At 73.5% G+C, this 21,522-nt stretch carries 20 protein-coding genes; 3 read left to right on the plus strand and 17 right to left on the minus strand.

Annotated elements, in window-relative coordinates; genetic code table 11:
* Positions 1 to 35 precede the first annotated feature (35 nt).
* The gene (locus D6B71_RS19935) at positions 36 to 2,318 is read left to right on the plus strand and encodes a catalase (RefSeq protein ID WP_121258364.1); all 2,283 of its coding nucleotides are present in this window, start codon (positions 36 to 38) and stop codon (positions 2,316 to 2,318) included.
* 52 nt (positions 2,319 to 2,370) lie between these two features.
* On the plus strand, positions 2,371 to 3,318 hold the full coding sequence (locus D6B71_RS19940; RefSeq protein WP_121258366.1) for an SDR family NAD(P)-dependent oxidoreductase: 948 nt from the start codon (positions 2,371 to 2,373) through the stop codon (positions 3,316 to 3,318).
* 22 nt (positions 3,319 to 3,340) lie between these two features.
* Here D6B71_RS19940 and D6B71_RS19945 read toward each other — a convergent pair whose 3' ends face one another.
* Entirely contained in the window at positions 3,341 to 3,904 is a 564-nt protein-coding gene (locus tag D6B71_RS19945) for a LemA family protein (protein ID WP_121258368.1), read from the minus strand.
* Positions 3,905 to 3,961: 57 nt separating this feature from the next.
* On the minus strand, positions 3,962 to 5,707 hold the full coding sequence (locus D6B71_RS19950; RefSeq protein ID WP_164519752.1) for a DUF2207 domain-containing protein: 1,746 nt from the start codon (positions 5,705 to 5,707) through the stop codon (positions 3,962 to 3,964).
* Positions 5,708 to 5,921: 214 nt separating this feature from the next.
* Here D6B71_RS19950 and D6B71_RS19955 point away from each other — a divergent pair, with 214 nt between their 5' ends.
* Positions 5,922 to 7,655 (plus strand): BCCT family transporter, encoded by a 1,734-nt coding sequence (locus tag D6B71_RS19955; protein ID WP_240641588.1) that lies wholly within the window; start codon positions 5,922 to 5,924, stop codon positions 7,653 to 7,655.
* Between the two features lie 19 nt (positions 7,656 to 7,674).
* Here D6B71_RS19955 and D6B71_RS19960 read toward each other — a convergent pair whose 3' ends face one another.
* The 15 genes from D6B71_RS19960 to D6B71_RS20030 form a co-directional block, all read right to left on the minus strand.
* Entirely contained in the window at positions 7,675 to 8,460 is a 786-nt protein-coding gene (locus D6B71_RS19960; protein WP_121258370.1) for an SRPBCC family protein, read from the minus strand.
* A 7-nt stretch (positions 8,461 to 8,467) separates the two neighbouring features.
* Positions 8,468 to 9,322: an FAD binding domain-containing protein gene (locus D6B71_RS19965; RefSeq protein ID WP_121258372.1), complete on the minus strand. Its 855-nt coding sequence runs from the start codon at positions 9,320 to 9,322 to the stop codon at positions 8,468 to 8,470.
* Entirely contained in the window at positions 9,319 to 11,802 is a 2,484-nt protein-coding gene (locus tag D6B71_RS19970; protein ID WP_121258374.1) for a xanthine dehydrogenase family protein molybdopterin-binding subunit, read from the minus strand. The genes D6B71_RS19965 and D6B71_RS19970 overlap by 4 nt, the downstream gene beginning before the upstream one ends.
* Positions 11,799 to 12,308 (minus strand): (2Fe-2S)-binding protein, encoded by a 510-nt coding sequence (locus D6B71_RS19975; RefSeq protein ID WP_121258376.1) that lies wholly within the window; start codon positions 12,306 to 12,308, stop codon positions 11,799 to 11,801. Before D6B71_RS19975 ends, D6B71_RS19970 begins: the two co-directional genes overlap by 4 nt.
* Positions 12,309 to 12,576: 268 nt before the next feature.
* Positions 12,577 to 13,095: an SRPBCC family protein gene (locus D6B71_RS19980; RefSeq protein ID WP_164519753.1), complete on the minus strand. Its 519-nt coding sequence runs from the start codon at positions 13,093 to 13,095 to the stop codon at positions 12,577 to 12,579.
* Positions 13,092 to 13,403: an ArsR/SmtB family transcription factor gene (locus tag D6B71_RS19985; RefSeq protein WP_240641589.1), complete on the minus strand. Its 312-nt coding sequence runs from the start codon at positions 13,401 to 13,403 to the stop codon at positions 13,092 to 13,094. Before D6B71_RS19985 ends, D6B71_RS19980 begins: the two co-directional genes overlap by 4 nt.
* A gap of 43 nt (positions 13,404 to 13,446) precedes the next feature.
* Positions 13,447 to 14,676 carry a sigma-54-dependent transcriptional regulator family protein gene (locus D6B71_RS19990; protein ID WP_121258382.1) on the minus strand — a complete coding sequence of 410 codons (1,230 nt, stop codon included), beginning with the start codon at positions 14,674 to 14,676 and terminating at the stop codon, positions 13,447 to 13,449.
* A 60-nt stretch (positions 14,677 to 14,736) separates the two neighbouring features.
* Positions 14,737 to 15,804: an alpha/beta hydrolase family protein gene (locus D6B71_RS19995; protein ID WP_206051867.1), complete on the minus strand. Its 1,068-nt coding sequence runs from the start codon at positions 15,802 to 15,804 to the stop codon at positions 14,737 to 14,739.
* Positions 15,805 to 15,844: 40 nt separating this feature from the next.
* Positions 15,845 to 16,192 carry a cupin domain-containing protein gene (locus D6B71_RS20000; protein ID WP_121258386.1) on the minus strand — a complete coding sequence of 116 codons (348 nt, stop codon included), beginning with the start codon at positions 16,190 to 16,192 and terminating at the stop codon, positions 15,845 to 15,847.
* Complete coding sequence (locus D6B71_RS20005) at positions 16,189 to 17,343, minus strand: XdhC family protein (RefSeq protein ID WP_121258388.1); 1,155 nt, start codon at positions 17,341 to 17,343, stop codon at positions 16,189 to 16,191. Before D6B71_RS20005 ends, D6B71_RS20000 begins: the two co-directional genes overlap by 4 nt.
* On the minus strand, positions 17,336 to 18,553 hold the full coding sequence (locus tag D6B71_RS20010) for a vWA domain-containing protein (protein WP_240641590.1): 1,218 nt from the start codon (positions 18,551 to 18,553) through the stop codon (positions 17,336 to 17,338). Before D6B71_RS20010 ends, D6B71_RS20005 begins: the two co-directional genes overlap by 8 nt.
* Entirely contained in the window at positions 18,550 to 19,479 is a 930-nt protein-coding gene (locus D6B71_RS20015) for an AAA family ATPase (RefSeq protein WP_121258390.1), read from the minus strand. Before D6B71_RS20015 ends, D6B71_RS20010 begins: the two co-directional genes overlap by 4 nt.
* 9 nt (positions 19,480 to 19,488) lie before the next feature.
* The gene (locus D6B71_RS20020) at positions 19,489 to 20,154 is read right to left on the minus strand and encodes a nucleotidyltransferase family protein (protein WP_121258450.1); all 666 of its coding nucleotides are present in this window, start codon (positions 20,152 to 20,154) and stop codon (positions 19,489 to 19,491) included.
* A gap of 37 nt (positions 20,155 to 20,191) precedes the next feature.
* Positions 20,192 to 20,881, minus strand: a complete 690-nt coding sequence (locus D6B71_RS20025; protein WP_121258392.1) for a hypothetical protein — start codon at positions 20,879 to 20,881, stop codon at positions 20,192 to 20,194.
* Entirely contained in the window at positions 20,878 to 21,417 is a 540-nt protein-coding gene (locus D6B71_RS20030; RefSeq protein ID WP_121258452.1) for an RNA polymerase sigma factor, read from the minus strand. The genes D6B71_RS20025 and D6B71_RS20030 overlap by 4 nt, the downstream gene beginning before the upstream one ends.
* Positions 21,418 to 21,522: the final 105 nt, after the last annotated feature.

Consider the following 21,522-nt stretch of genomic DNA (forward strand, 5'->3'; position numbering starts at 1 on the left):
AGGAGCACGTCCACCGAAGCCCGTAGGGGGAGCACATGGACCCGAAGAAGCCCGTCGAGGCAGTCAAGGAGGCCGCGCAGACCGCGGCCGCGAAGGCCCAGGAGATGATGGGCGTGAAGATCCCCGGCACGCCCGGCAGCGCACCCGCACCGCTGGAGGAGCCGACGGCGCCGAAGCCGCCGCTGCCGCCCAAGGCCGACCAGGGCACGCCCGACCAGCGCACCGCCACCGGCGCGAAGGTCGGTGCCAAGCCGACCGACGCCGGGCAGCAGGGCGCCTATCTCACCACCGCCACCGGCACCCGCGTCCGCGACAGCGACCACTCGCTGAAGGCCGGATCGCGTGGCCCGACGCTGCTGCAGGACCACCACCTGCGCGAGAAGATCACCCACTTCGACCACGAGCGCATCCCGGAGCGGGTCGTCCACGCCCGCGGCGCCGGCGCGCACGGCGTGTTCGAGGGCTACGGCACCGCCGACGACATCACGATCGCGGGCTTCCTGAAGAAGGGCGTGACCACACCGGTCTTCACCCGCTTCTCGACGGTGCTCGGCTCGCGGGGGTCGGCCGACACCGTGCGCGACACCCGGGGGTTCGCGACGAAGTTCTACACCGACGAGGGCAACTTCGACCTGGTCGGCAACAACATCCCGGTGTTCTTCATCCAGGACGGCATCAAGTTCCCCGACGTCGTCCACGCCGGCAAGCCGCACCCCGACCGCGAGATCCCGCAGGCCCAGAGCGCGCACGACACGTTCTGGGACTTCGTCTCACTGCACACCGAGGCCCAGCACCACACCATGTGGAACATGTCCGACCGCGGCATCCCCCGCTCCTACCGGATGATGGAGGGCTTCGGCGTCCACACCTTCCGGCTGGTCAACGCCGAGGGCGGCACGGTGCTGGTGAAGTTCCACTGGAAGCCGAAGCTCGGCGTGCACTCCCTCACCTGGGAGGAGGCCCAGCTGCTGGGTGGGCTCGACCCCGACTTCCACCGCCGCGACCTCTACGACGCGATCGAGGCCGGCGCGTTCCCGCAGTGGGAGCTGGGGGTCCAGGTCTTCGAGGACACCCCCGAGCAGACCTTCCAGGGCATCGACCTCCTCGACCCGACCAAGATCGTGCCGGAGGAGCTCGCCCCGGTGCAGCCGGTCGGGCTGCTCACGCTCAACGCCAACCCCACCAACTTCTTCGCCGAGACCGAGCAGGTCGCCTTCCACGTCGGTCACCTGCCTCCCGGCATCGACGTCACCGACGACCCGCTGCTGCAGACCCGGCTGTTCTCCTACGTCGACACCCAGCTGACCCGGCTCGGCGGCCCCAACTACAACCAGATCCCGGTGAACCGGCCGCACGCGCCGGTCAACGACATGTTCCGCGACGGCTTCCACCAGCACGCGGTGCACGGCGGGGTCGCACCGTACAAGCCGAACTCGCTCGACGGCGGCTGCCCGTTCTTCGCGGGCGCCGGCGACGAGGCGGTCAGCGCGATGGCGGACACCCCCGTGCGCGTCGCGGAGGCGGTCAAGGAGCGGGCCAACCCGGCGTCCTTCGACGACCACTACAGCCAGACCCGCCAGTTCTGGCTGAGCATGAGCCCGGTCGAGAAGGAGCACATCATCCGGGCCTACACCTTCGAGCTCGGCAAGTGCTACGAGCAGGCCGTCAAGGAGCGCCAGCTGCAGTGCCTGGCCAACATCGACCCGGTGCTCTGCTCCGAGGTGGCGACCGGGCTCGGCCTGCCCGCGCCGGAGCCCACCGTGCCGCTCGTCGACCTCGACCCGAGCCCGGCGCTCTCGCAGGTCGGCAAGCCCTTCCCGCCCGACGGCCGGATGGTCGGCATCGTGGTCGACCCCGACGGCGACCTGACCGGCGTCGACGCGCTGCGCAGCACCATCGACGCGGCCGGCCTGGTCCCGCTGCTCATCGCACCGCACGGCGGGATGGTCGACGGCATGCCCGTGCAGCGCACGTTCGCCACCGCCCGGTCGGTCGAGTTCGACGTGCTGCTGGTCGCGGGGGCGCCAGCCCCCGCTCCCGACGCCCTGCCGCACCGCGACGCGAAGGGCGGCGCCGCGACCGGGGAGGGGGCGACGCCGCTCGACCCGCGGGTCGACCTGCTGCTCGACGAGTGCTACCGCCACTGCAAGGTGGTCGGCGCCTGGGGCGACGGCGTCCGGGCGCTGACGGAGGCCGGGCTGCTGGGCGGCTCGCCCGGGGTCGTCACCGGCGACGACCCGGCGACGGTGTTCGCCCAGGTGAGCGAGCAAATGGCGCTGCACCGGGTGTGGGAGCGGTTCCCGGTCTCGGTCGCGTGACCTCGGCGCCCGGCCCGTTTCCCCGTGGAACGGGCCGGGTACCGGCCCGCCCATGAGCACCGATCCCCAGGTCCTGCTGGTCACCGGCGCCTCGAGCGGCATCGGGCGCGCCACGGCGCTGCGCGCGGCCGCGGCCGGCGACCACGTGGTGCTGGTCGCCCGCGGCGAGGTGTCGTTGAAGGAGGTCGCCGACGAGTGCGAGCTCGCCGGGGCGGCCTCGACGACCGTGCTGCCCACCGACGTCGGCGACGACGCCGCCGTCGAGCGGTGCATCGCCGAGACCCTGGAGCGCTTCGGCCGCATCGACGCGGTCGTCAACGCGGCCGGGGTGGTGGCCTACGGACGCACCGAGGAGGTGCCGGCCCCGGTCTTCGACGGGGTGCTGCGCACCAACCTGCTGGGGTCGGCCAACATCGCCCGCCACGTGCTGCCGGTGCTGCGCCGGCAGGGCCGCGGCACGCTGCTGCTGGTCGGCTCGGTGGTCGGCCACGTCAACGTGCCCTCGATGAGCCCCTACGTCGTCAGCAAGTGGGGGGTGCGCTCGCTGGCGCGCCAGCTGGTGCTGGAGAACCGCGACCTCGACGACGTGCACATCGGCTACGTCGCCCCCGGCGGCGTCGACACCCCGATCTACCAGCAGGCCGGCAACTACGCCGGTTTCGTGGGCCGCCCGCCGCCGCCGGTGGCCTCGCCCGAGCGGATCGCCCGGCAGATCCTCAACCGGATCGAGCACCCCTGGCTGCGCGCCCAGCTCACGCTGACCAACGACGTGCTGCGGTTCGGCTTCAGCGCCCTGCCCTGGGTCTACGACCGGATCGTCGGCCCGATCTTCCCCGTGGGCGCCACCGACCTCGGCCGGCCGGTCGAGCCGACCGAGGGCAACGTGCTGGTCTCCCAGGAGACCGGCAACGCGCTGACCGGAGACCCGGGCAACGCGCTGGTCGGCATCGCCCGCAACCTGGCCCGCCGGGTCACCGGCGGCGACCAGCCGCGGCACTGAACCGTGCGGGACGGCGTACCGGTCAGAAGCTGACCTGCGGCGCCTGGTCGTGCCCCTCGGGGGCGTCGTAGAACTCGCGCTTGTGCACGCTGGCCATGCCGGTGAGGAACATCCACGGGATGGTCTGGGTGAGCTTGTTCAGCGTCGCGACCGCGTCGTTGTAGTACTGCCGGGCGAACGCGATCTGGTCCTCGGTCTCGGCGAGCTGCTTCTGCAGCTGCATGAAGTTCTGGTTGGCCTTGAGGTCGGGGTAGGCCTCGGCGACCGCGTTCAGCCGGACCAGGGCCTGCTGCATCTCGGCGTCCGCGGCCGCCTTGGCCGGGACGTCGTCGCCCTTCGCGGCCGAGGCCAGCCCGGCCCGGGCGCGGGTCACCTCGTCGAAGACGCCCTTCTCGTGCGCGGCGTACCCCTTCACGGTCTCGACCAGGTTGGGGATCAGGTCCGCGCGACGGGTGAGCTGGACGTCGATGCCGCCCAGCGCCTCCTGCGCCCCGATGTCGGTGGTGCGCAGCTTGTTGAAGCCGACGATGACGAAGCCCACCAGGGCGACGAGCACCACCACCACGACGATGATCGCGATCAGCATGGATCAGTCCTTCTCTGTTGGGTCTGCTGGGAGTGTGTCAGTTCAGGCGCGGGGAGGTCACCAGGAGCCGCCGCCACCGCCGCCGCCACCGCCGCCGCCGGAGAACCCGCCGCCACCGGACGACGAGGAGCTCTGGGTGGCCTGGTAGGCCGACACGGCACTGGAGAGCGTGCTGCTGAAGTCGTTCACCATGGAGCCGACCATCGCGCCGGTGTAGGCGCCGGCGTAGGAGTGCGCGAAGTACGACGGTCGGGGCGGCTCGGCGGCCATCTCGGTGCGGTACTTCTCGGCCCACTCGTCGGCGCAGCCGAAGGCGACCGCCCAGGGGATGTACTTGGTGTAGAGCTCCTCGCGGCCGGAGAAGTCGAAGCGCTGCACGCTCGAGGGGGTGGAGAGCACCCGGCGGAACCCGCCGGCCCGCGACCACAGCTCGCGCGCGGCGGGGGTGCGCTTGGTGGCCGCGCCGGTCTTCAGCAGCGGCAGGGCGCAGACCGCGAACGCGCCCGGCACCAGCCCCACCATCGTCATCGAGAACGGGTTCCAGATCAGCGCGGCACCCGCGGCGATGGCGGCCGCGATCACCAGGATGGCGCCGAAGGCCCCCAGCCCGGCGCTGACCACCAGCCCGGCCTCCTCGGCCCAGGCCTCGGTCTTCTCCTCGAAGGACTCCATCTCCTTCTTCAGCCGCTTGCCCGCCTCGACGTCCTTCGGCGAGGCGACGAACGTGCTGCCCGGCCCCGAGAGCAGGTGGGCGACGCTGCCGGTGATCGGGTCGAGGCCGGCCCACCCCTGAGCACCGGCCTTGTCGGTGACCGTCCAGGCGTCGTCGGACTTGTCGAGGTCGATGGCACCGCGCTCGGCGGCGTACATCAGCGTGGCGACGTAGGTCTCCTCGTCGACGTCCTCCTCGAGCAGGTAGGTCACCTGGGCGGGCCCGACCCCGTCCGGCGGGGCGTACATCAGCGGGAAGCCGGGCTCGGTCTCCTTGGTGCGTGCGGCCAGGATCCAGCCGCCGATCGCCGCCAGCGCCGCCAGCAGCACCACGATCACCAGCAGCACCACGCTGGAGCCGAGCACCCGGTCGAAGCGCGCCGTCCACGGCAGCGTCTCGCCGGCCTCCGGTGTGGGGATGTCGAGGCCGACCTTCACGGTCACCGGGGTGTTCGGCGCCAGGTCGGTGGCCCGGACGGTGAGGGTGTCGGTGCCATCGCCGGCGACGTCGCAGCCACTGGTCTCGCCCACGCCGACCGCGCACCGGACCCCCTCGGCCGGTGCCGGCAGGTGCACGGTCAACGTCGCCCGGTCGATGGCCTGTCGCCAGCCGCTGGGGATCAGGTTCCAGTAGAGCTGGGTGTCGGCGCCGTCGGTGCCCGGCTCGAGGACGCCGTCGATGGTGTAGCCGATGCGGTAGACGTGCTCGCCCCGGGCGACGGTCGAGTAGGGGTCGCCGATCTTGGCGGTGACCAGCCGGCCGTGGTCCTCCTCGAGGACCTCGAACTCCACCGGGCCGCCGTCCATCGTCACCTCGATGTCCTCGGGCGTACGGCGGGCGTTCGGTGCGCTGGAGTCGGCTCTGTCGAAGAACCGGAAGATGCCGTGCTTGCCGGAGGGGAAGTCGACCGTGAGCGTCTCCTCGACCGTCAGGTCACCGTCCTCGTCGACGGTGAAGTCGGCGCGGTAGTCGATGATCCTGGTGGTCTCCGGGTCCTGGTCCTCGCTGCCGAGGTTCCAGAAGGCGGCCGGGAGGAACAGCAGCGCCGCCAGGACGGCGAGGCCGACAACGGTGGCCACCAGTCGCTTCATGCTCCGCACGCTAGTGCGCGCGGCACCCGGGGCCGCCGTTAATGCAGGAACGGCGCCGGGGTGCACCTGGAGGAACCCGGAGGCACCCCGATGCACACCGGCGCCGTTCCGGGCTGGACTGGACCGGTCACCGCAACGACGACGCACCGGGTAGGCCGCGCAGTTCCGGGTACCGGCTGCCGGCCCCGAACCCGACAAGACGAGGAGGACCCGGGTGAGCAGCGACCAGCAGCACCCCCAGGTCGCCGTGGACGACCCGGCAGACCACCCAGCGACCGCGCCCGCCCAGCGCCGCTCCAGCATCTCCCCCAGTGTCCTCTGGCCCTCGCTCGCCGTGCTCGGCACCGCGGTCGCGCTCGCGATCGTCTTCCCCGACCGCACCGGCGAGGTGCTGGGCCGGATCCAGACCGACATCGTCGGCGGCTTCGGCTGGTACTACTCCCTGCTGGTGGCCGGGTTCGTGATCTTCGCGCTGTGGATGGGGCTGAGCCGGTTCGGAGACATCACGCTGGGTCTCGACGACGACGAGCCGGAGTTCAGCCTCCCCGTCTGGTTCGCGATGCTGTTCGCGGCCGGCATGGGCATCGGTCTCGTCTTCTGGGGCGCCGCGGAGCCGCTGACGTTCTTCGAGAGCCCCAAGCCGGGCGTCGCCGGCACCGATACCCAGCTCGCCCAGACCGCGATGTCGCAGGTCTACCTCCACTGGGGCTTCCACGCGTGGGCGATCTACGTCGTCGTGGGCCTGGCGCTCGCCTACGCCATCCATCGCAAGGGCCACCCGGTCTCGATCCGCTGGGCACTGGAGCCGCTGATCGGCGACCGGGCCCGGGGCAGGCTGGGCGACGCCGTCGACATCGTCGCCGTCGTCGGCACCGTGGCCGGCGTGGCCACCTCCCTCGGCCTGGGCGTGCAGCAGATCTCCGCCGGCCTGGTCCACCTCGGGCTCTTCGACGAGGCGAGCGACCTGCTGATGGTCGGGGTGATCGCGGTGATCACCGCGATCGCGGTGTTCTCGGTGGTGACCGGCGTCGACAAGGGCATCAAGTGGCTGTCGAACACCAACCTGATCCTGGCCGGGGTCTTCATGGTGGCCGTCCTGGCGTTGGGGCCGACCCTGTTCCTGCTGCGGGAGTTCGTCCAGAGCATCGGCGTCTACCTGCGCGACGTGGTGCCGATGACCTTCAACACCAGCGCCTTCACCGGCGCCGAGGGTCAGGCCTGGCAGGCTTCGTGGACCACCTTCTACTGGGGCTGGTGGATCTCGTGGGCGCCGTTCGTGGGCGTCTTCATCGCGCGGATCTCCCGCGGCCGCACGATCCGGCAGTTCGTCGCCGGGGTGCTGCTCGTGCCGACGCTGGTGACGTTCCTGTGGTTCTCGGTGTTCGGCGGCAGCGCCATCCACCGCGAGCTGTTCGGTGAGGGCGGTCTGGTCGGTGCCGACGGGTCGATCGTGTCCGAGAACGTGCTCTTCGACCTCGTCGGCGACCTGCCGCTCGGCGGGCTGCTGTCGGGGGTGGCCATCGTGCTGGTCGTGATCTTCTTCGTGACCTCGTCCGACTCCGGGTCGCTGGTCGTCGACATGATCGCCTCGGGCGGAGAGCTCGACCCGCCCAAGTGGAGCAGGATCATGTGGGCCTGCCTCGCGGGTGCGCTCGCGATCGGTCTGCTGCTGGCCGGTGGCCTGGTCGCCCTCCAGACCGGCGCGATCATCACGGCCCTGCCGTTCAGCTTCGTGATGGTGGGGATGTGCCTGGCCACCTATCGGGCGGTCTCAGGGGAGCACCGGCTGCTGCTGCGCGCCGAGCGCCGTCAGCGCCGCGAGGAGCTCAGCGCCGAGGTGGGGCAGGACGTGACCGGCCGGCTCACCCGCGACTTCGACGAGCACTTCGGCGAGCACGTCGATCGTCACGTCACCCGGATCCTGCACCGGCGCCGTCGCGGCGAGTGACGGCGCCGGCGCGGGCGGATCAGTCGTCGCCGCGGCGCACCCACCGCCACACCAGCAGCAGCACCAGCAGGGTGCCGAGGCCCTGCTTCCAGTAGGTGCGGGCCAGCACCGGCAGCACAGTCGCCCCGAGGTCCATGTGGTCGGCGGAGGGACGCGGCGGGGGCGGCGCCGCCGAGGCGACGCGCTCGGACGGCGAGGGGCCGCGCGGGCCCGGGATCGAGGTCACCGGCGCGACCTCGTCGGCGGCGGGGGTCTCGGCGGACTCGGCCGCCGGACCGGGCTCGGCCGCCGGACCGGGCTCGGCCGCCGGACCGGACTCGGCCGCCGGACCGGACTCGGCCGCCGGACCGGACTCCGGCTCTCCCAGCCGCTGCTCGAGACAGTCCATGAACTGCCCCAGCAGCTTGTCGGAGACGTCCTGCATGACCCCTCGTCCGAACTGCGCCGGCTTGCCGGTGATCGCCAGGTCGGTGAGCACCTCGACGTCGGTGGCACCGCCGTCGCCGGACGGCGTCATCGTCAAGGTGACGTGGGCGCCCGCGGTGCCGTTGCCGCGCTTGTCCTTGCCCTTGGCCTCGACCTTGAACCGGTGCCCGGCCTCGTCCTTCTCCAGGAACGTGCCGGTGCCGTTGTAGACCAGCGCGATCGGCCCGAGCTTGACCTTCACCGAGCCCGAGAAGGTCTCGCCGTCGACCGAGGTGACCTGGGCTCCCGGGAAGCACTCGGCCACCGACGCGATGTCGTTGAAGTGCGCCCAGGCCTCCTCGACGCCGGTGGGGACCGTGAAGCGATGGGTCAGCTCCACGGGCGCCTCACGCTCCCGCGGCGGCCAGCACCGCGCGGCGGGTGACCACGGTCGCCAGGTGCCGGCGGTAGTCGGCGTCGCCGTTGAGGTCGGACGGCGGGCTGGTGCCGTCGGCGGCCCGCGCGGCGGCGGCGCGCACGGCGTCCTCGCTGGCCGGCTGCCCGACCAGCGCCTCCTCCACCGCCCGCGCCCGCAAGGGTGTGTTGCCCATGTTGGTCAGCCCGACCCGGGCCTCCGCGATCGTGCCTCCCTCGACGCGCACGGCGGCCGCCACCGCCACGATCGGCCACTGGTGCGCCACCCGCACGAACTTCTCGTAGTGGGCCCCCCAGCCGGTGTGCTTGGGGATGCGCACCTCGGTGAGGATCTCGTCCTCGCCGATCGCGGTCTCGAACAGGTCGACGAAGAAGTCGTCGGCCGCGACCGTGCGGGTGCCCCCGCGCCCGGCGATCACGAACTGGGCGCCCAACGCCAGCGCGGGCGCCCCCAGGTCTCCCGCGGGGTCGGCGTGCGCGAGCGCACCGCCGAAGGTGCCCCGGTGCCGGATCTGGGCATCGGCGAGGTGCTCGACCGCCTTCGGGATCAGCGCGGCGTGCTCGGCCAGCAACGGGTCCTTGCCGACGGCCGCGTGCGGCGTCATCGCGCCGATCACCACCGCGTCGCCGTCGTCGCGGACCCCCCTCAGGGCCTCGATCCGACCCAGGTCGATGACCAGCTCGGGGGCGTTGAGCCGCATCCGCAGCACTGGCAGCAGGCTCTGCCCGCCGGCCATGATCTTCGCGTCGTCGCCGTGCTCGGCGAGCGCGGCCAGCGCCTCCTCGACCGTGGTCGGGGCGAGGTAGTCGAACTGGGTGGGGATCACTGCAGGCCTCCTTGGGTGCTGCTCGCGCCGGGTGTCTCCTGGTTGCCCGCGGCACCACCGGCCTCGAAGTGCGGCATCGCCGCCCCTTCGGTCGTGCCGCCGGAGCCGGCCGCGTTGATCGCGCGCCACACGCGTTCGGGCGTGCACGGCATCGTGATGTCGTCGACGCCGAGGTGCCGCACCGCGTCGACCACGGCGTTGACCACCGCCGGGGTGGAGGCGATCGTGCCGGCCTCGCCGACGCCCTTGGTGCCGAGCGTGTTGGTGGTGGCCGGCGAGGTGGTGTGGTCGATCTCGAAGCTGATCGTGTCGGCCGCGGTCGGCAGCAGATAGTCGACGAAGGAGCCGGACACCAGCGTCCCGGCGTCGTCGTACACCGCCTCCTCCCACAGCGCCTGCGCGATGCCCTGCACCAGCCCGCCGTGCACCTGGCCGGACACGATCAGCGGGTTGATGATGTTGCCGATGTCGTCGACGCAGGTGTACTTGCGCATCCGCACCTGACCGGTCTCGGTGTCGACCTCCATCGCGCACAGGTGGGTGCCGTGCGGATAGTTGAAGTTCACCGGGTCGAAGGTCGCGTCGGAGTCGAGCGAGGGCTCCACCCCGTCCGGCAGGTTGTGGGCGGTGAAGACGGCGGTGGCGAGCTCGCCGATGCCGACGCCCTGGTCGGTGCCGCGCACGGTGAACCGGCCGCCCGCGAACTCCAGGTCGTCGACCGACGCCTCGAGCAGGTGCGCCGCGATCGGGCGGGCCTTCTCGATCACCTTGTCGGCCGCCCGCACCACGGCCTCGCCGCCGACGACCAGCGACCGCGAGCCGTAGGTGTCCAGGCCCTTGTGCGAGATCTGCGTGTCGCCGTGCAGGATCTCGACGTCCTCGAACGGTACGCCGAGCCGGTCGGCCACGATCTGGCTGAACGCCGTCTCGTGCCCCTGGCCGTGCGGGGAGACGCCCACCGCGACCTCGACCTTGCCGGTGGCGGTCATCCGGACCGAGGCGTGCTCCCAGCCGCCCGCGCCGTAGTCGAGCTGGCCGAGCACCCGCGACGGGGCCAGGCCGCACATCTCGGTGAACGTGGAGACGCCGATCCCGAGCTGGACGGTGTCGCCCGCCTCCCGGCGCCGACGCTGCTCGGCCCGCAGCTCGTCGTACCCGAAGAGCTCCTTGGCCCGGGCCGTCGCCGCCTCGTAGTTGCCGGAGTCGTACTCCAGCCCGGCGACCGTGGTGAACGGGAACTCCTCGTGGGTGATCCAGTTCTTCTCCCGGATCTCGAGCGGGTCGACGCCCAGCTCGGCCGCCAGCTCGGTCATCATCCGCTCGATCGCGAACGTGGCCTCCGGCCGGCCGGCACCGCGGTAGGCGTCGGTCCAGGTCTTGTTGGTCAGCACCGTCTGGCAGTTGAACTGGTAGGCGGGGAACTTGTAGATCGCGTTGAACATGAACGCGCCCAGCACCGGCACGCCGCCGCCGACCAGCGAGACGTAGGCGCCGAGGTCGGCGAGCAGCTCGACCTTGAACCCGGTGACGGTGCCGTCCTTCTCGGCCGACAGGGTCAGCTTCTGCCACTGGTCGCGACCGTGGTGGCCGCTGAGCAGCGACTCGCTGCGGGTCTCGGTGTACTTCACCGGCTTGCCCAGGCGCCGGGCCACCGCCCAGGCGATCCACTCCTCCGGGGTGGTCTGCAGCTTGCCGCCGAAGCCACCGCCGACGTCGGGGGCGATCACCCGGATCTTGGACTCCGGCACTCCCGTGGTCGCCGCGAGCGCGAACCGCAGGATGTGCGGGATCTGGGTGGCCGACCACATGGTCAGCTGCTCCCCGGTCGGGTCGACGACGACCGAGCGTGGCTCCATGAACGCCGGGATCAGCCGCTGCTGGCGGTACTCCCGCTCGATCACGATGCCGTCGGTGCGCGCCTTCGCGATCGCCTCGTCGACGTTGCCGCCGGTGCCGGCCTCGGCGGAGTCGAAGCGCCACAGTGCCGACTTGTTCGTGCCGAGGTCGGGGTGGGCCAGCACCTCGTCGGCGGCGGCGGCCTTCAGGTCGAGCGCGGCGGGCAGCTCGTCGTAGTCGACGTCGACCAGCTCGGCGGCGTCGCGCGCCTCGGCTGCGCTGCGGGCCACGACCACCGCGACCACCTCGCCGGCGAACGCCACCCGGTCGGTGGGCATCGGCGAGTGCACCGGCGCCACCTGGTCGGGGGTGATCGGCCAGGCGTTGATGTTGACGCCGAGCGACTCGCCGAAGTCGGCGCCGGTGAACACCCCGACCACGTTGGTCGCCTGCTTGGCCGCCGAGGTGTCGATGGCCGTGATCCGGGCGTGGGCGAACGGGCTGCGCACCATCGCCAGGTGCAGCATGCCCGGGAGCACGATGTTGTCGGTCCAGCGGGTGCGGCCGGTGATCAGCCGCTGGTCCTCCTTGCGGCGCCGGTCGCGGCCGATCTCGGCGGCGGGGCGCTCCTGGGTCGCCGTCATGAGGCCGGCACCTCCGCGGCGTGCTTGCCGCCGGACTGGCCCGCGCCACCGTGCTCCGCGGCGTGCTGGACCGCCTTGACGATGTTGTGATAGCCGGTGCAGCGGCACAGGTTGCCCTCGAGCCCGAGCCGGATCTCCTCCTCGCTCGGGTGCGGGTTCTCCTTCAGCAGGTCGACGCTCTGCATGATCATGCCGGGGGTGCAGTAGCCGCACTGCAGGCCGTGACACTCCCGGAACGCCTCCTGGACGGGGTGCAGCTCGCCGTCGGTGGCCAGCCCCTCGATCGTGGTCACCTCGTGGCCGTCGGCCTGCACCGCGAGCATGTTGCACGACTTCACGCTGGTGCCGTCGAGGTGCACGGTGCAGGCGCCGCAGTTGCTGGTGTCGCAGCCGATGACCGTGCCGGTCTTGCCGAGCTGCTCGCGCAGGTAGTGCACGAGCAGGGTGCGGGGTTCGACGTCGTCGGAGACCCGCGCTCCGTCGACGGTGAGGTTGATCCGGGTCATGACGCTCCTGTCGGCAGGGGTGTGACCCGGGTCACGCTAGGAGCGCAGGGTTGGGAGTTGGTTGGGGGCAGGCCGCCCCCGAGCGAGGGACGAGCTCGCGGGCGAGGCTGTCCCGGTCGAGCGAGCGGCGCGGCCGAGCCTGCGAGGGCGCGGCAGCGAGTCGAGACCAGCAGGCCGCGGCAGCGAGGGACGAGCTCGCGGGCGAGGGTGCGGGGGTGAGCCGGAGACTTCCCTCCGTCGAGATACGAGGCCCTCCCGCGAGGCCGAGTCAGGTCAGCTCCGCGTACGCCGCCTCCAGCGGTGCCACGTCGACGTCGACCAGCGAGCCGTCGGCCCCGGTGTCGAGGCGCCGCTCGAGGGCGTCGAGGCAGACGTGGTAGCCGGCGGCGGTGCCGGCGAGCCCGGCGGGGCCGTCGAGGCTCTGGGCACCGAGCCAGGTGGTGAAGACCAGCCGGGTGCCGGCGGGGTCGGGGTGCAGCTCGAAGCGGAGCACGTCGGAGTCCCAGGTCAGCTCCCACAGCCGAGGCGGGTCGCAGGCGAGCACCCGGCCGGTGAGCACCGGCTGCTCGATGTCGTAGGCCGCGACGTGCTCGGGCCAGAACGGCAGCGTCAGCTCGGCGCCGGCGCGGCGCTCGCCCACGATGTCGGCGGGGAACCACGCGGCGAGGTGCTCGGACTCGGTCAGCGCGCGCCACACCGCCTCCGGCGGGTGGCGCAGCAGTCGTTCGAAGCGCAGGCCGCGCCGCTCGCCGTCGGCGAGCACGGCGCCCAGTCGGTCGGTGGTCATCGGTCCTCCATCCGGTCGAGGTGGGTCTCCAGCCGGTCGAGACGCTCCGCCCAGGCCCGGCGGTAGGGCGCGAGCCATCGGTCGACCTCGCGCAGCGGCTCCGGCGCCACGGCGTAGATGCGGCGCGGCCCGTCGACCCGCACCCGCACCAGCTCGGCGTCGGCGAGCACCCGCAGGTGCTTCGACACGTTGGGCTGCGCGACGCCGAGCAGCCGCACGAGCTCGCCGACCGGGCGTTCGCCCTGGCGGAGCAGGTCGAGGATGTCGCGGCGGACCGGCTCGGCCAGGGCCGAGAAGGCGTCTCTCACCGTTCTATATTCGCAATCTGGCATATGCCTGTCAAGGCATGGCTCAGCTGCGGGCGACCGCCAGCCGCCCCTTGAGCAGCGGGACCGCGGGGTGCGGCCGGCCCGCCAGGTCGGCGAGGCAGACCTCCAGCACCTCCGCGTCGTACGGCGCCCGCTCGCTGTAGCGGACCACCGCCTCGGGCCGCGGGTCGGCCAGCAGCGCCTCGCGCAGCGCGACCGCGACGTAGTCGGCGAGCTCGTTCAGCGCCGGGGAGTTGGTGCCGGGCAGCAGGTCGCCGCCGTAGGCCTCGACCGCGCCGGCCACGTCGCTGCGTCGCAGCAGCCCGAGCACCCGCTCGACGTCGGTGGTGACCGGCATCGGCAGCCGGTAGGGGCGCGAGGAGAGCTGGCCGTGCAGGGCGGCCCGCAGGTGGGAGACCTCGGCCTTCAGCGTGGACAACGTGACCGGCTGGTCGCCGTAGACCAGCGCGTGCAGCCGCTCCAGCGACAGCCCCTCGGGGTGCATGGCCAGCAGCGCGAGCACCTCGGTCTGGCGGCGGTTGAGCAGCAGCCGCTCGCCGTCGAGCCGGGCCTCGGCGGTGCCGAGCAGTCGCAGCACCAGGCCGGGCTCCTCCTCCGGGGCTCCCGGGCCGGCCGGGGTCGCCGTGGCCGGCAGCGCGGTCTCGATCAGCCGCGCCATCACCCGGGCGGTGGCCAGCCCGATCGGGTGGGTGCGGTCCCAGGTGGTGGAGAGGTCGATCACGCCGAGGTGGGCGCCGGTGCGCGGGTCGTGCACCGGCGCCGCCCAGCAGACCCAGTTGTGCACGATCGGCGCGTAGTGCTCGGCGCTGAACACCATCGCCGGCCGGTCGAGCCGGTTGGCCAGGTCGAGCGCGTTGGTGCCGACCGAGCGGTCGTCCCAGCGCCCGCCGGGCACGAAGTTGACCGTCTCGGCCTTGCGGCGCATCACCCGCCCGCCGTAGGTCCACAGCACCCGGGTGTCGGGGTCGGTCACCGCGATCACCAGGTCGCCGTCCTCGGCGGTGCGGCGCAGCTCGGTCTCGACCCGCGACACCGCGATCTGCAGCGGCGAGCCCTGCCAGTAGGACGCGGTCTCGCTCTCGTCGGCCAGCGGGGCCTCGGCGACGTCGGTCGGCACGCTGGCCTCCGAGCGGGTCCAGCTGGTGAGGATCTCGGGGCGCACCAGCGCCTCGGCGGCGTCACCGTGCTCGACGAACGCGGTCCAGGCACGCACCGCGTCGAGGCGGCGGGCCTGCAGGTCGGTCGTGGTCATCGCGGCTCCGGGAGGTGGAGGCGGTCCGGGGCGGCCACCGTACACCGGGAGTGACGGCGATCACAGGTGCCGCCGAAGGAACGCGACGGTACGCCGCATGGCGTCGGCGAAGCGGGGACCGAACGCGTGCTCCTCCCCCCTGTAGACCGCCAGCGTGCTGTCCGCCCCCGCGCGGTTGAGCAGCCGGTGGGTCTCGCGCGACCAGGCGATCGGACAGGTGTCGTCGGAGGTGCCGTGGTGGATCAGGACCGGCGCGCGCACCCGGTCGAAGTAGCTGCGGGCGGAGAGCTCCCGGTAGGGCCGGGGCGCCTGCCGCGGGTCGCCGCCGAGCCGGTCGAAGAGCGCCCGGGCGGCCTCGGGCCGCTGCGGCAGCGTCCAGCGCTCGAGGTTGTCGACGAGGTCGGAGCTGACCGGGGCGAAGACCACGGCGGCGTCGACCAGGTCGGGGTGGGTGACCAGCGCGTTGTAGACGACCCCGCCGCCCATCGACCGGCCGGCCAGCGCGACCCGGTCGCCGTCGACGTCCTTCTCCTTGCGCAGCGCGCCGACGGCGGCGATCACGTCGCGGGTGTAGGCCAGGCGCGACTCGCGGTCGAGGTCGCCGACAGGGTCGGAGCCGGCGTGGCCGCGGTAGTCGGTGTGCAGCACCACGAAGCCGTTGCTGGCCAGCCACTCCTGCTCGCGCGACATGCCGCGGCCGAGGGTGTAGATCGCGGGGTCGATGTAGCCGTGGGCGAGCACCACCGCTGGGAAGGGGCCGGGGCCGGTGGGCACCAGCAGCTCGCCCGAGACCGTGGCCCCACCGGCGGCGCCGCCGACCGTGTAGGTCACCGCCCAGCTGGTCCAGCGGTCGGTGCCGCCGAGCCGCTCGGTGCGCCGGATCCGGCCGGCGCCGACCTGCTCGCGCATCAGCGCCGGGAGCGAGACGCGGTGGTGCACGGGCGGCAGCCGCTCGCCCGGGCCGGTCGTCTCGGGCGCCTGCGTGGGCTCGGCCGGCTCGCCGGGCGGCGGTGAGGCCGACGGCGGGCCGGACGCGGTCGGCGTACCGGACGGGGGGTCGGCGGCCGGTTCGCCGTCGTCGCTGCACCCGGCGAGCGGCGCGACGAGCAGCAGCACCAGGCTCGCCACGAGCCGCCGCGTCGGTCGCCCCGGCCCGGTCATGGGTCGGTCAGTGGGCGGGGATGGCCCCGGTGGCGACGGTGAGCAGCACCGCCGCGTCGGTGAGCGCGGTCAGGTCGTGGCGGGCGGCAGGGATCACCAGCAGCTCGCCCTCGGCCGCCTCCCAGGAGTCGTCGCCGGCGTGCAGCCGCACCCGTCCTCTCAACACCTGCAGGGTCGCCTCCCCCGGCGACTCGTGCTCGCCGAGCGTCCGGCCGTCGGCGAGGGCGATCAGCGTCTGCCGCAGGTCGTGCTCCTGGCCGCCGAAGACCGTGACCGCACTGCGGCCGGCGGAGGCCTCGCGGGCGATGGCGAGCTGGCTGTCGGCGAGCGCGGTCAGGGACGTGGTGCTGGTCATGGTGCCTCCGTGGCTGGGGGTTCGTGGGGCTCTGCTCTGTGGATCCGGCCACTGGTGGCGGCGAGCGGCTCGCCGGTGCCGCCCCAGCGTCCGGCGACGATCTCGGCGGCGATGCTGATCGCGGTCTCCTCGGGGGTGCGGGCGCCCAGATCGAGGCCGATCGGCGAGTGCAGCCGCGCCAGCTCGGCGTCGGCGAGCCCCGCCTCGCGCAGCCGGTCGAGCCGGTCGTCGTGGGTGCGCCGCGACCCCATCGCCCCGACGTAGGCGACCTCGGGCAGCCGCAGCGCCACCTCGAGCAGCGGCACGTCGAACTTGGGGTCGTGGGTGAGCACGGTGACGACCGTGCGCCCGTCGACGCGCCCGGCGTCGCGCTCGGCGGCCAGGTAGCGGTGCGGCCACTCGACCACGACCTCGTCGGCCTCGGGGAACCGGGTGGCGGTCGCGAAGACCGGCCGGGCGTCGCAGACGGTCACGTGGTAGCCGAGGAAGGCGCCCACCCGGGCCACCGCCGCGGCGAAGTCGATCGCGCCGAAGACGAGCATCCGCGGCTTGGGCGCGAACGCCCAGACGAACACCCGCATGCCCTCGCCGCGGCGCTCGCCGTCGGGGCCGTAGCCCAGCGTGGCCGAGTGGCCGGCGGCAAGCAGGCCGAGCGCGTCGTCGTGGACGGCGTCGTCGGCGCGGGGCGAGCCGAGGCTGCCCGCCGCGGGCTGCTCGGGCCGCACCAGCATCCGGCGGCCCACCCACGCGGGGTCGGGGTGCTCGACGACGGTGGCGACCGCCACGGGGCGCCCGGCGTCGAGGTCGGCGGCGATCTCGCCGAGCTCGGGGAACGACTCGCGGCTGACCTTCTCGACGTAGACGTCGAGGATGCCGCCGCAGGTCAGCCCGACCGCGAACGCGTCGTCGTCGGAGACGCCGTAGCGCTCCAGCACCGGGGCACCGGCCTCGACGACGGTCTGGGCGAGGTCGTAGACGGCGCCCTCGACGCAGCCGCCGGAGACCGAGCCGACCGCGGTGCCGTCGGGCCCGACCAGCATCGAGGCGCCCGGCGGTCGGGGCGCGGACCGGAACGTGGCGACGACCGTGCCCATGCCGACGGTCTCGCCGGCCTCCCACCAGGCCAGCAGCTGGGGCAGCACCTCACGCACCCGCGACCACCTCCACGAGCTCGGCGTAGGTCGCCAGCGAGTGGCCGGCGACGAAGTGGTCGACGTGCGGCAGCACCGCGACCACGCCCTGCTGGACCGGCTCGTAGCCGGCCTTGCCGCGGTGCGGGTTCACCCACACGACGCGGTGCGCGATGCGGTGCAGGCAGGCCATCTGCTCGGCGAGCAGCGTCGGCTCGCCGCGCTCCCATCCGTCGCTGAACACCACCACGACCGCCCCACGGGCCATGCCGCGGCGCCCCCACCGGTCGAGGAACACCTGGAGCGTCTCGCCGAGGCGGGTGCCGCCGGACCAGTCGGGCACCGCCTCGCCGGCGGCCACCAGCGCCCGGTCGGCGTCGGGCTGGCGCAGCGCGCGGGTGAGGTGGGTCAGCCGGGTGCCGACCGTGAACGTCTCGACCATGCCGGCGGGGCCGCCGGCGTCGCGGCCGGCCTGGGTGAACCGGTGTGCGAGCCGCAGCAGCGCGTCGGCGTAGCCGCTCATCGACCCGGACACGTCGACCAGCAGCACCACCCGACGCGGGCGGACGCCGCGGCGGCGCCAGGCGATGTCGGCGGGCTCGCCCATCCGGCGCAGCGAGGCCCGCAGGGTGCGGGAGGCGTCGACGTCGCCGCGGTGCCAGGCGCGGTGCCGGGCGGTACGCCGCTGGGGCGCGCGCGGCCGAAGGCTCGCGAACATCGCGGCGAGACGCTGCTTCTCGGCGGCGGTGAGGCCGGCGACGTCGCGGTGCCGCAGCACCTCGGTGTCGCTGGCCCGGGCCCGGACCACGTCGTCGAGCGCGGTCTCGCCGTCGGCGTCGCCGTCGCGCTCGGACTGCGGCAGCTGGCTCAGCAGGGTGGTGCGCTGCTGCGCGGGGCGGGTGCGCGGGAGCCCGTCGCGGGAACCGAACCACGCCTCGAAGACCTGGTCGTAGCGGGCCAGGTCGTCGGGCGAGGCGCACAGCGTGGCCCGGCCGGCGTGGTAGGTCGCCCGCTGGTCGTCGAGGCCCAGCAGGGCCACCGCGGCGAGGTACCCCTGGGCCCGGTCCTGGGTCACCGCCACCCCCGCCGCCCGCAGCGCCCGGGTGAACCCGAGCAGGACGGTCTCCGGCCCGTGGTTGGACGCCGACCCGTCACTGATTCCCGTGTTTTCGCGGCGTGTCGGGGAACGATCGACGGGTCGGCGGGCAGCGGCCGCGCCGGTGGTGGTCACGTCAACATCCGTTCCAGCGACTGCCGCACCCGCTCGGCGTCCTCGCGGTACTTCACCAGCGCGCCCAGCGTCGCCGCGGCGGTGGCGAGGTCGAGCTCGGTGGTGCCGAGGTGCTGCAGCGCCCGCGCCCAGTCGAGGGTCTCCGCCACGCCCGGCGGCTTCTGCAGGTCCCCGGCGTCGCGCAGCTGCTGCACCAGCGTCACGACCTGCCGGCCCAGCGCCTCCGACACCTCGGGGGCCCGCGAGCGGACGATCTCGACCTCGCGCTCCAGGCCCGGGTGCTCGATCCAGTGGTAGAGACAGCGGCGCTTCAGCGCGTCGTGCAGCTCACGGGTGCGGTTCGAGGTCAACACGACCACCGGCGGCACGCTCGCCCGCACCGTGCCGAGCTCGGGGATCGACACCTGGTAGGTGGAGAGCACCTCGAGCAGGAACGCCTCGAACTCGTCGTCGGCGCGGTCGACCTCGTCGACGAGCAGCACCGCCGGGCTCTGCTGCAGCGCGGCCAGCACCGGGCGGGCCAGCAGGAACCGCTCGTCGTACAGGCTCTTCTCGGCCTCGGCCACGGTGTTGGGGCCGTCGTCGGCGCCGGCCAGGCCGCTCGCCCCCGCCGCCTCGAGCGCGCGCAGGTGCAGGATCTGGCGCGGGAAGTCCCAGTCGTAGAGCGCCTGGGTGGCGTCGATGCCCTCGTAGCACTGCAGCCGCACCAGCGGCAGCCCGAGGGTCTCGGCGATTGCCTCGGCCAACGCGGTCTTGCCGGTGCCCGGCTCGCCCTCGAGCAGCAGCGGACGCTGCATCCGCAGCGCCAGGAACGTCACGGTCGCCAGCGCGTCGTCGCACAGGTAGCCGGTGGCCCGCAGCCGGGCCGCGACGTCGTCGGCACTGTCCGGGTCGCCGACGGGGACGCGGGTGGACTGGGGCTCCATGGAGCAAGGCTAGCCAGGCAGGCGGTTGGCCCCCGGTTGGTCGAGCCCGTGATCAGTCGCGTGACCGGCCGGGTGGTCGACGTCGCGGCCGGTGGCCAGGTCGCCGCACTCGACCAGGTCTGCGGGGTGGGCGCGCAGGTAGCCACGCGCCCCCTCGTCACCGGTCGTCGTGGCCAGCACCCCGGCCCAGTGCTCTCGCCCGAGCAGCACCGGGTGCCCCGGCACGCCCGAGTACGCCGCGCGGCGCAGGTCGGCGTGCCCGGCGCCGTCGGCGAGCAGGCGGCGTACCACCTCGGGGCCGACGTCGGGCAGGTCGACCAGGTGGAGCAGTGCTACCTCGGCGTCGGTGACCTCCAACGCGGTGAGACCGGCGCGCAGCGAGGCGGACATGCCCGTGGCCCAGTCGTCGGCCCGGACCACGGTCACCGCCGGCCGACCCGGCGATCGTTCCCCGACACGCCGCGAAAACGCGGGAATCTGTGACGGGTCGGCGAGAAGCACCTCGGCCGCGTCGGCACCAGACCCGAGCACCACGGTGACCGCGTCGCACCCTCCGGCCAGGAGCGTCTCGACACCGCACACGAGCCACGGCCCGCGGTCGTCGGACACCAGCGCCTTGGGCCGGCCCATCCGGCTCCCGGCGCCCGCGGCCAGCAGCAGCCCGTGCACGGTCACCGGACGATCATCGCCGCCCGCAGCGGCGACGAGCACCTCACCCCGGGAACGCCTCGTCGTAGAGCGCCCGCAGGTCGTCGGTGGCCGGGCCGCTGAACCCGCACAGGGTGACCCGCCCGTCGGTCGCCGAGACCAGGTAGTCGCCGTCGACCTCGAACTGCACCGCGCCGAGCAGCGCCTGGAGCTCGCTGGCCGGCGCCTGCACCTCGACCAGGTCGGTGACCTCGCCGGTGTAGAACCGCTCGGGCTCGAGCACGACGACGCCGTCGGCGATCTCGGTGACCGTGCCCTCGAAGGCCAGCGACTGGCCGGCCAGCGCCTCGGCGTTGGGCACCATGCAGCGCCCGGCGTCGGGCTCGGGCGCGGCCAGCACGGTGACGCTGGGCTCGGCCAGCGTGGGCGAGCCCCCGGCGATCGGCGGCTCGGTCTGGTCGTCGCCGGAGCCGACCATCGCGAAGGTGGCGACGCCGCCGATCAGCACGACGGCGGCCGCGGCCACCGCCCAAGTGAGCGGGCTGCGGCCCCGGGTGCCGCTCTCGCGGGTCTCGGACAGCTCGTCGGTGGTGTGGTCGCGCATCGTCGCCTCCAGGAGTCTGGCCACCCGATCGGGATCGGCCGGTGGCAGGGAGGCGGCCGGGTCCGCGCCCCGGAGCCTGGCGCGCAGCTCGGCGTCCTCGCGGCTCTCGGGGCCGCCGGCGCCGGCCGGGCCACGCTGGTGCTCGGTCACGGTCGTCTCCCCTCTCTCGACTCCTCATGTCCGGCAGGCCCGGCACTCTTTCGGGTCCGCTCCAATCTGGTGCGCAGCTTCTGCCGGGCGCGGGTGAGCCGGATGCTCACCGCGTTGGGGGTGGTGTCGAGCACCACGGCGATCTCAGCCGGCCCCAGCTGCTCCCAGGCCCACAGTCGCAGCAGCTCGGCGTCCTCGGGTCGCAGCGCCGCCATCGCCTCGACCAGGCCGGCGTCGTCGGGCTCCTCCCCCGGGCCGGGCACCGGCTGCGGCGGTGCCACGCTGACCAGCCGGGCGGTCAGCCGGCTCCGGCGGCGGGCGCCGCGCTCGGCGTTGGCCAGGCAGTTGCGGGCCACGCCGTAGGCCCAGGGCAGCGGCTCGTCGGGCATCTGCTCGACCCGGCGCCAGCAGACCAGGAGCGTGTCGGAGAGCACCTCCTCGGCGGTGTCGGGGTCGGTACGCCGGGCCAGGAAGCGCCGCAACGGGTCGACGAGGGCGGGCGCGAGGTCTTCGAACCGGGCGCGTCGGGTGTCCACGTCCACGTCGGTACCCTCACACGCCGCGATCACCGACGCGAGCACCCGGCCGCCCCCGATCGCGGCTCGATGTGTCCGGGCCCACACGGCCCGCCGCGCTCAACC

The sequence above is a fragment of the Nocardioides ferulae genome, assembly GCF_003660455.1.
Classification (GTDB): domain Bacteria; phylum Actinomycetota; class Actinomycetes; order Propionibacteriales; family Nocardioidaceae; genus Nocardioides; species Nocardioides ferulae.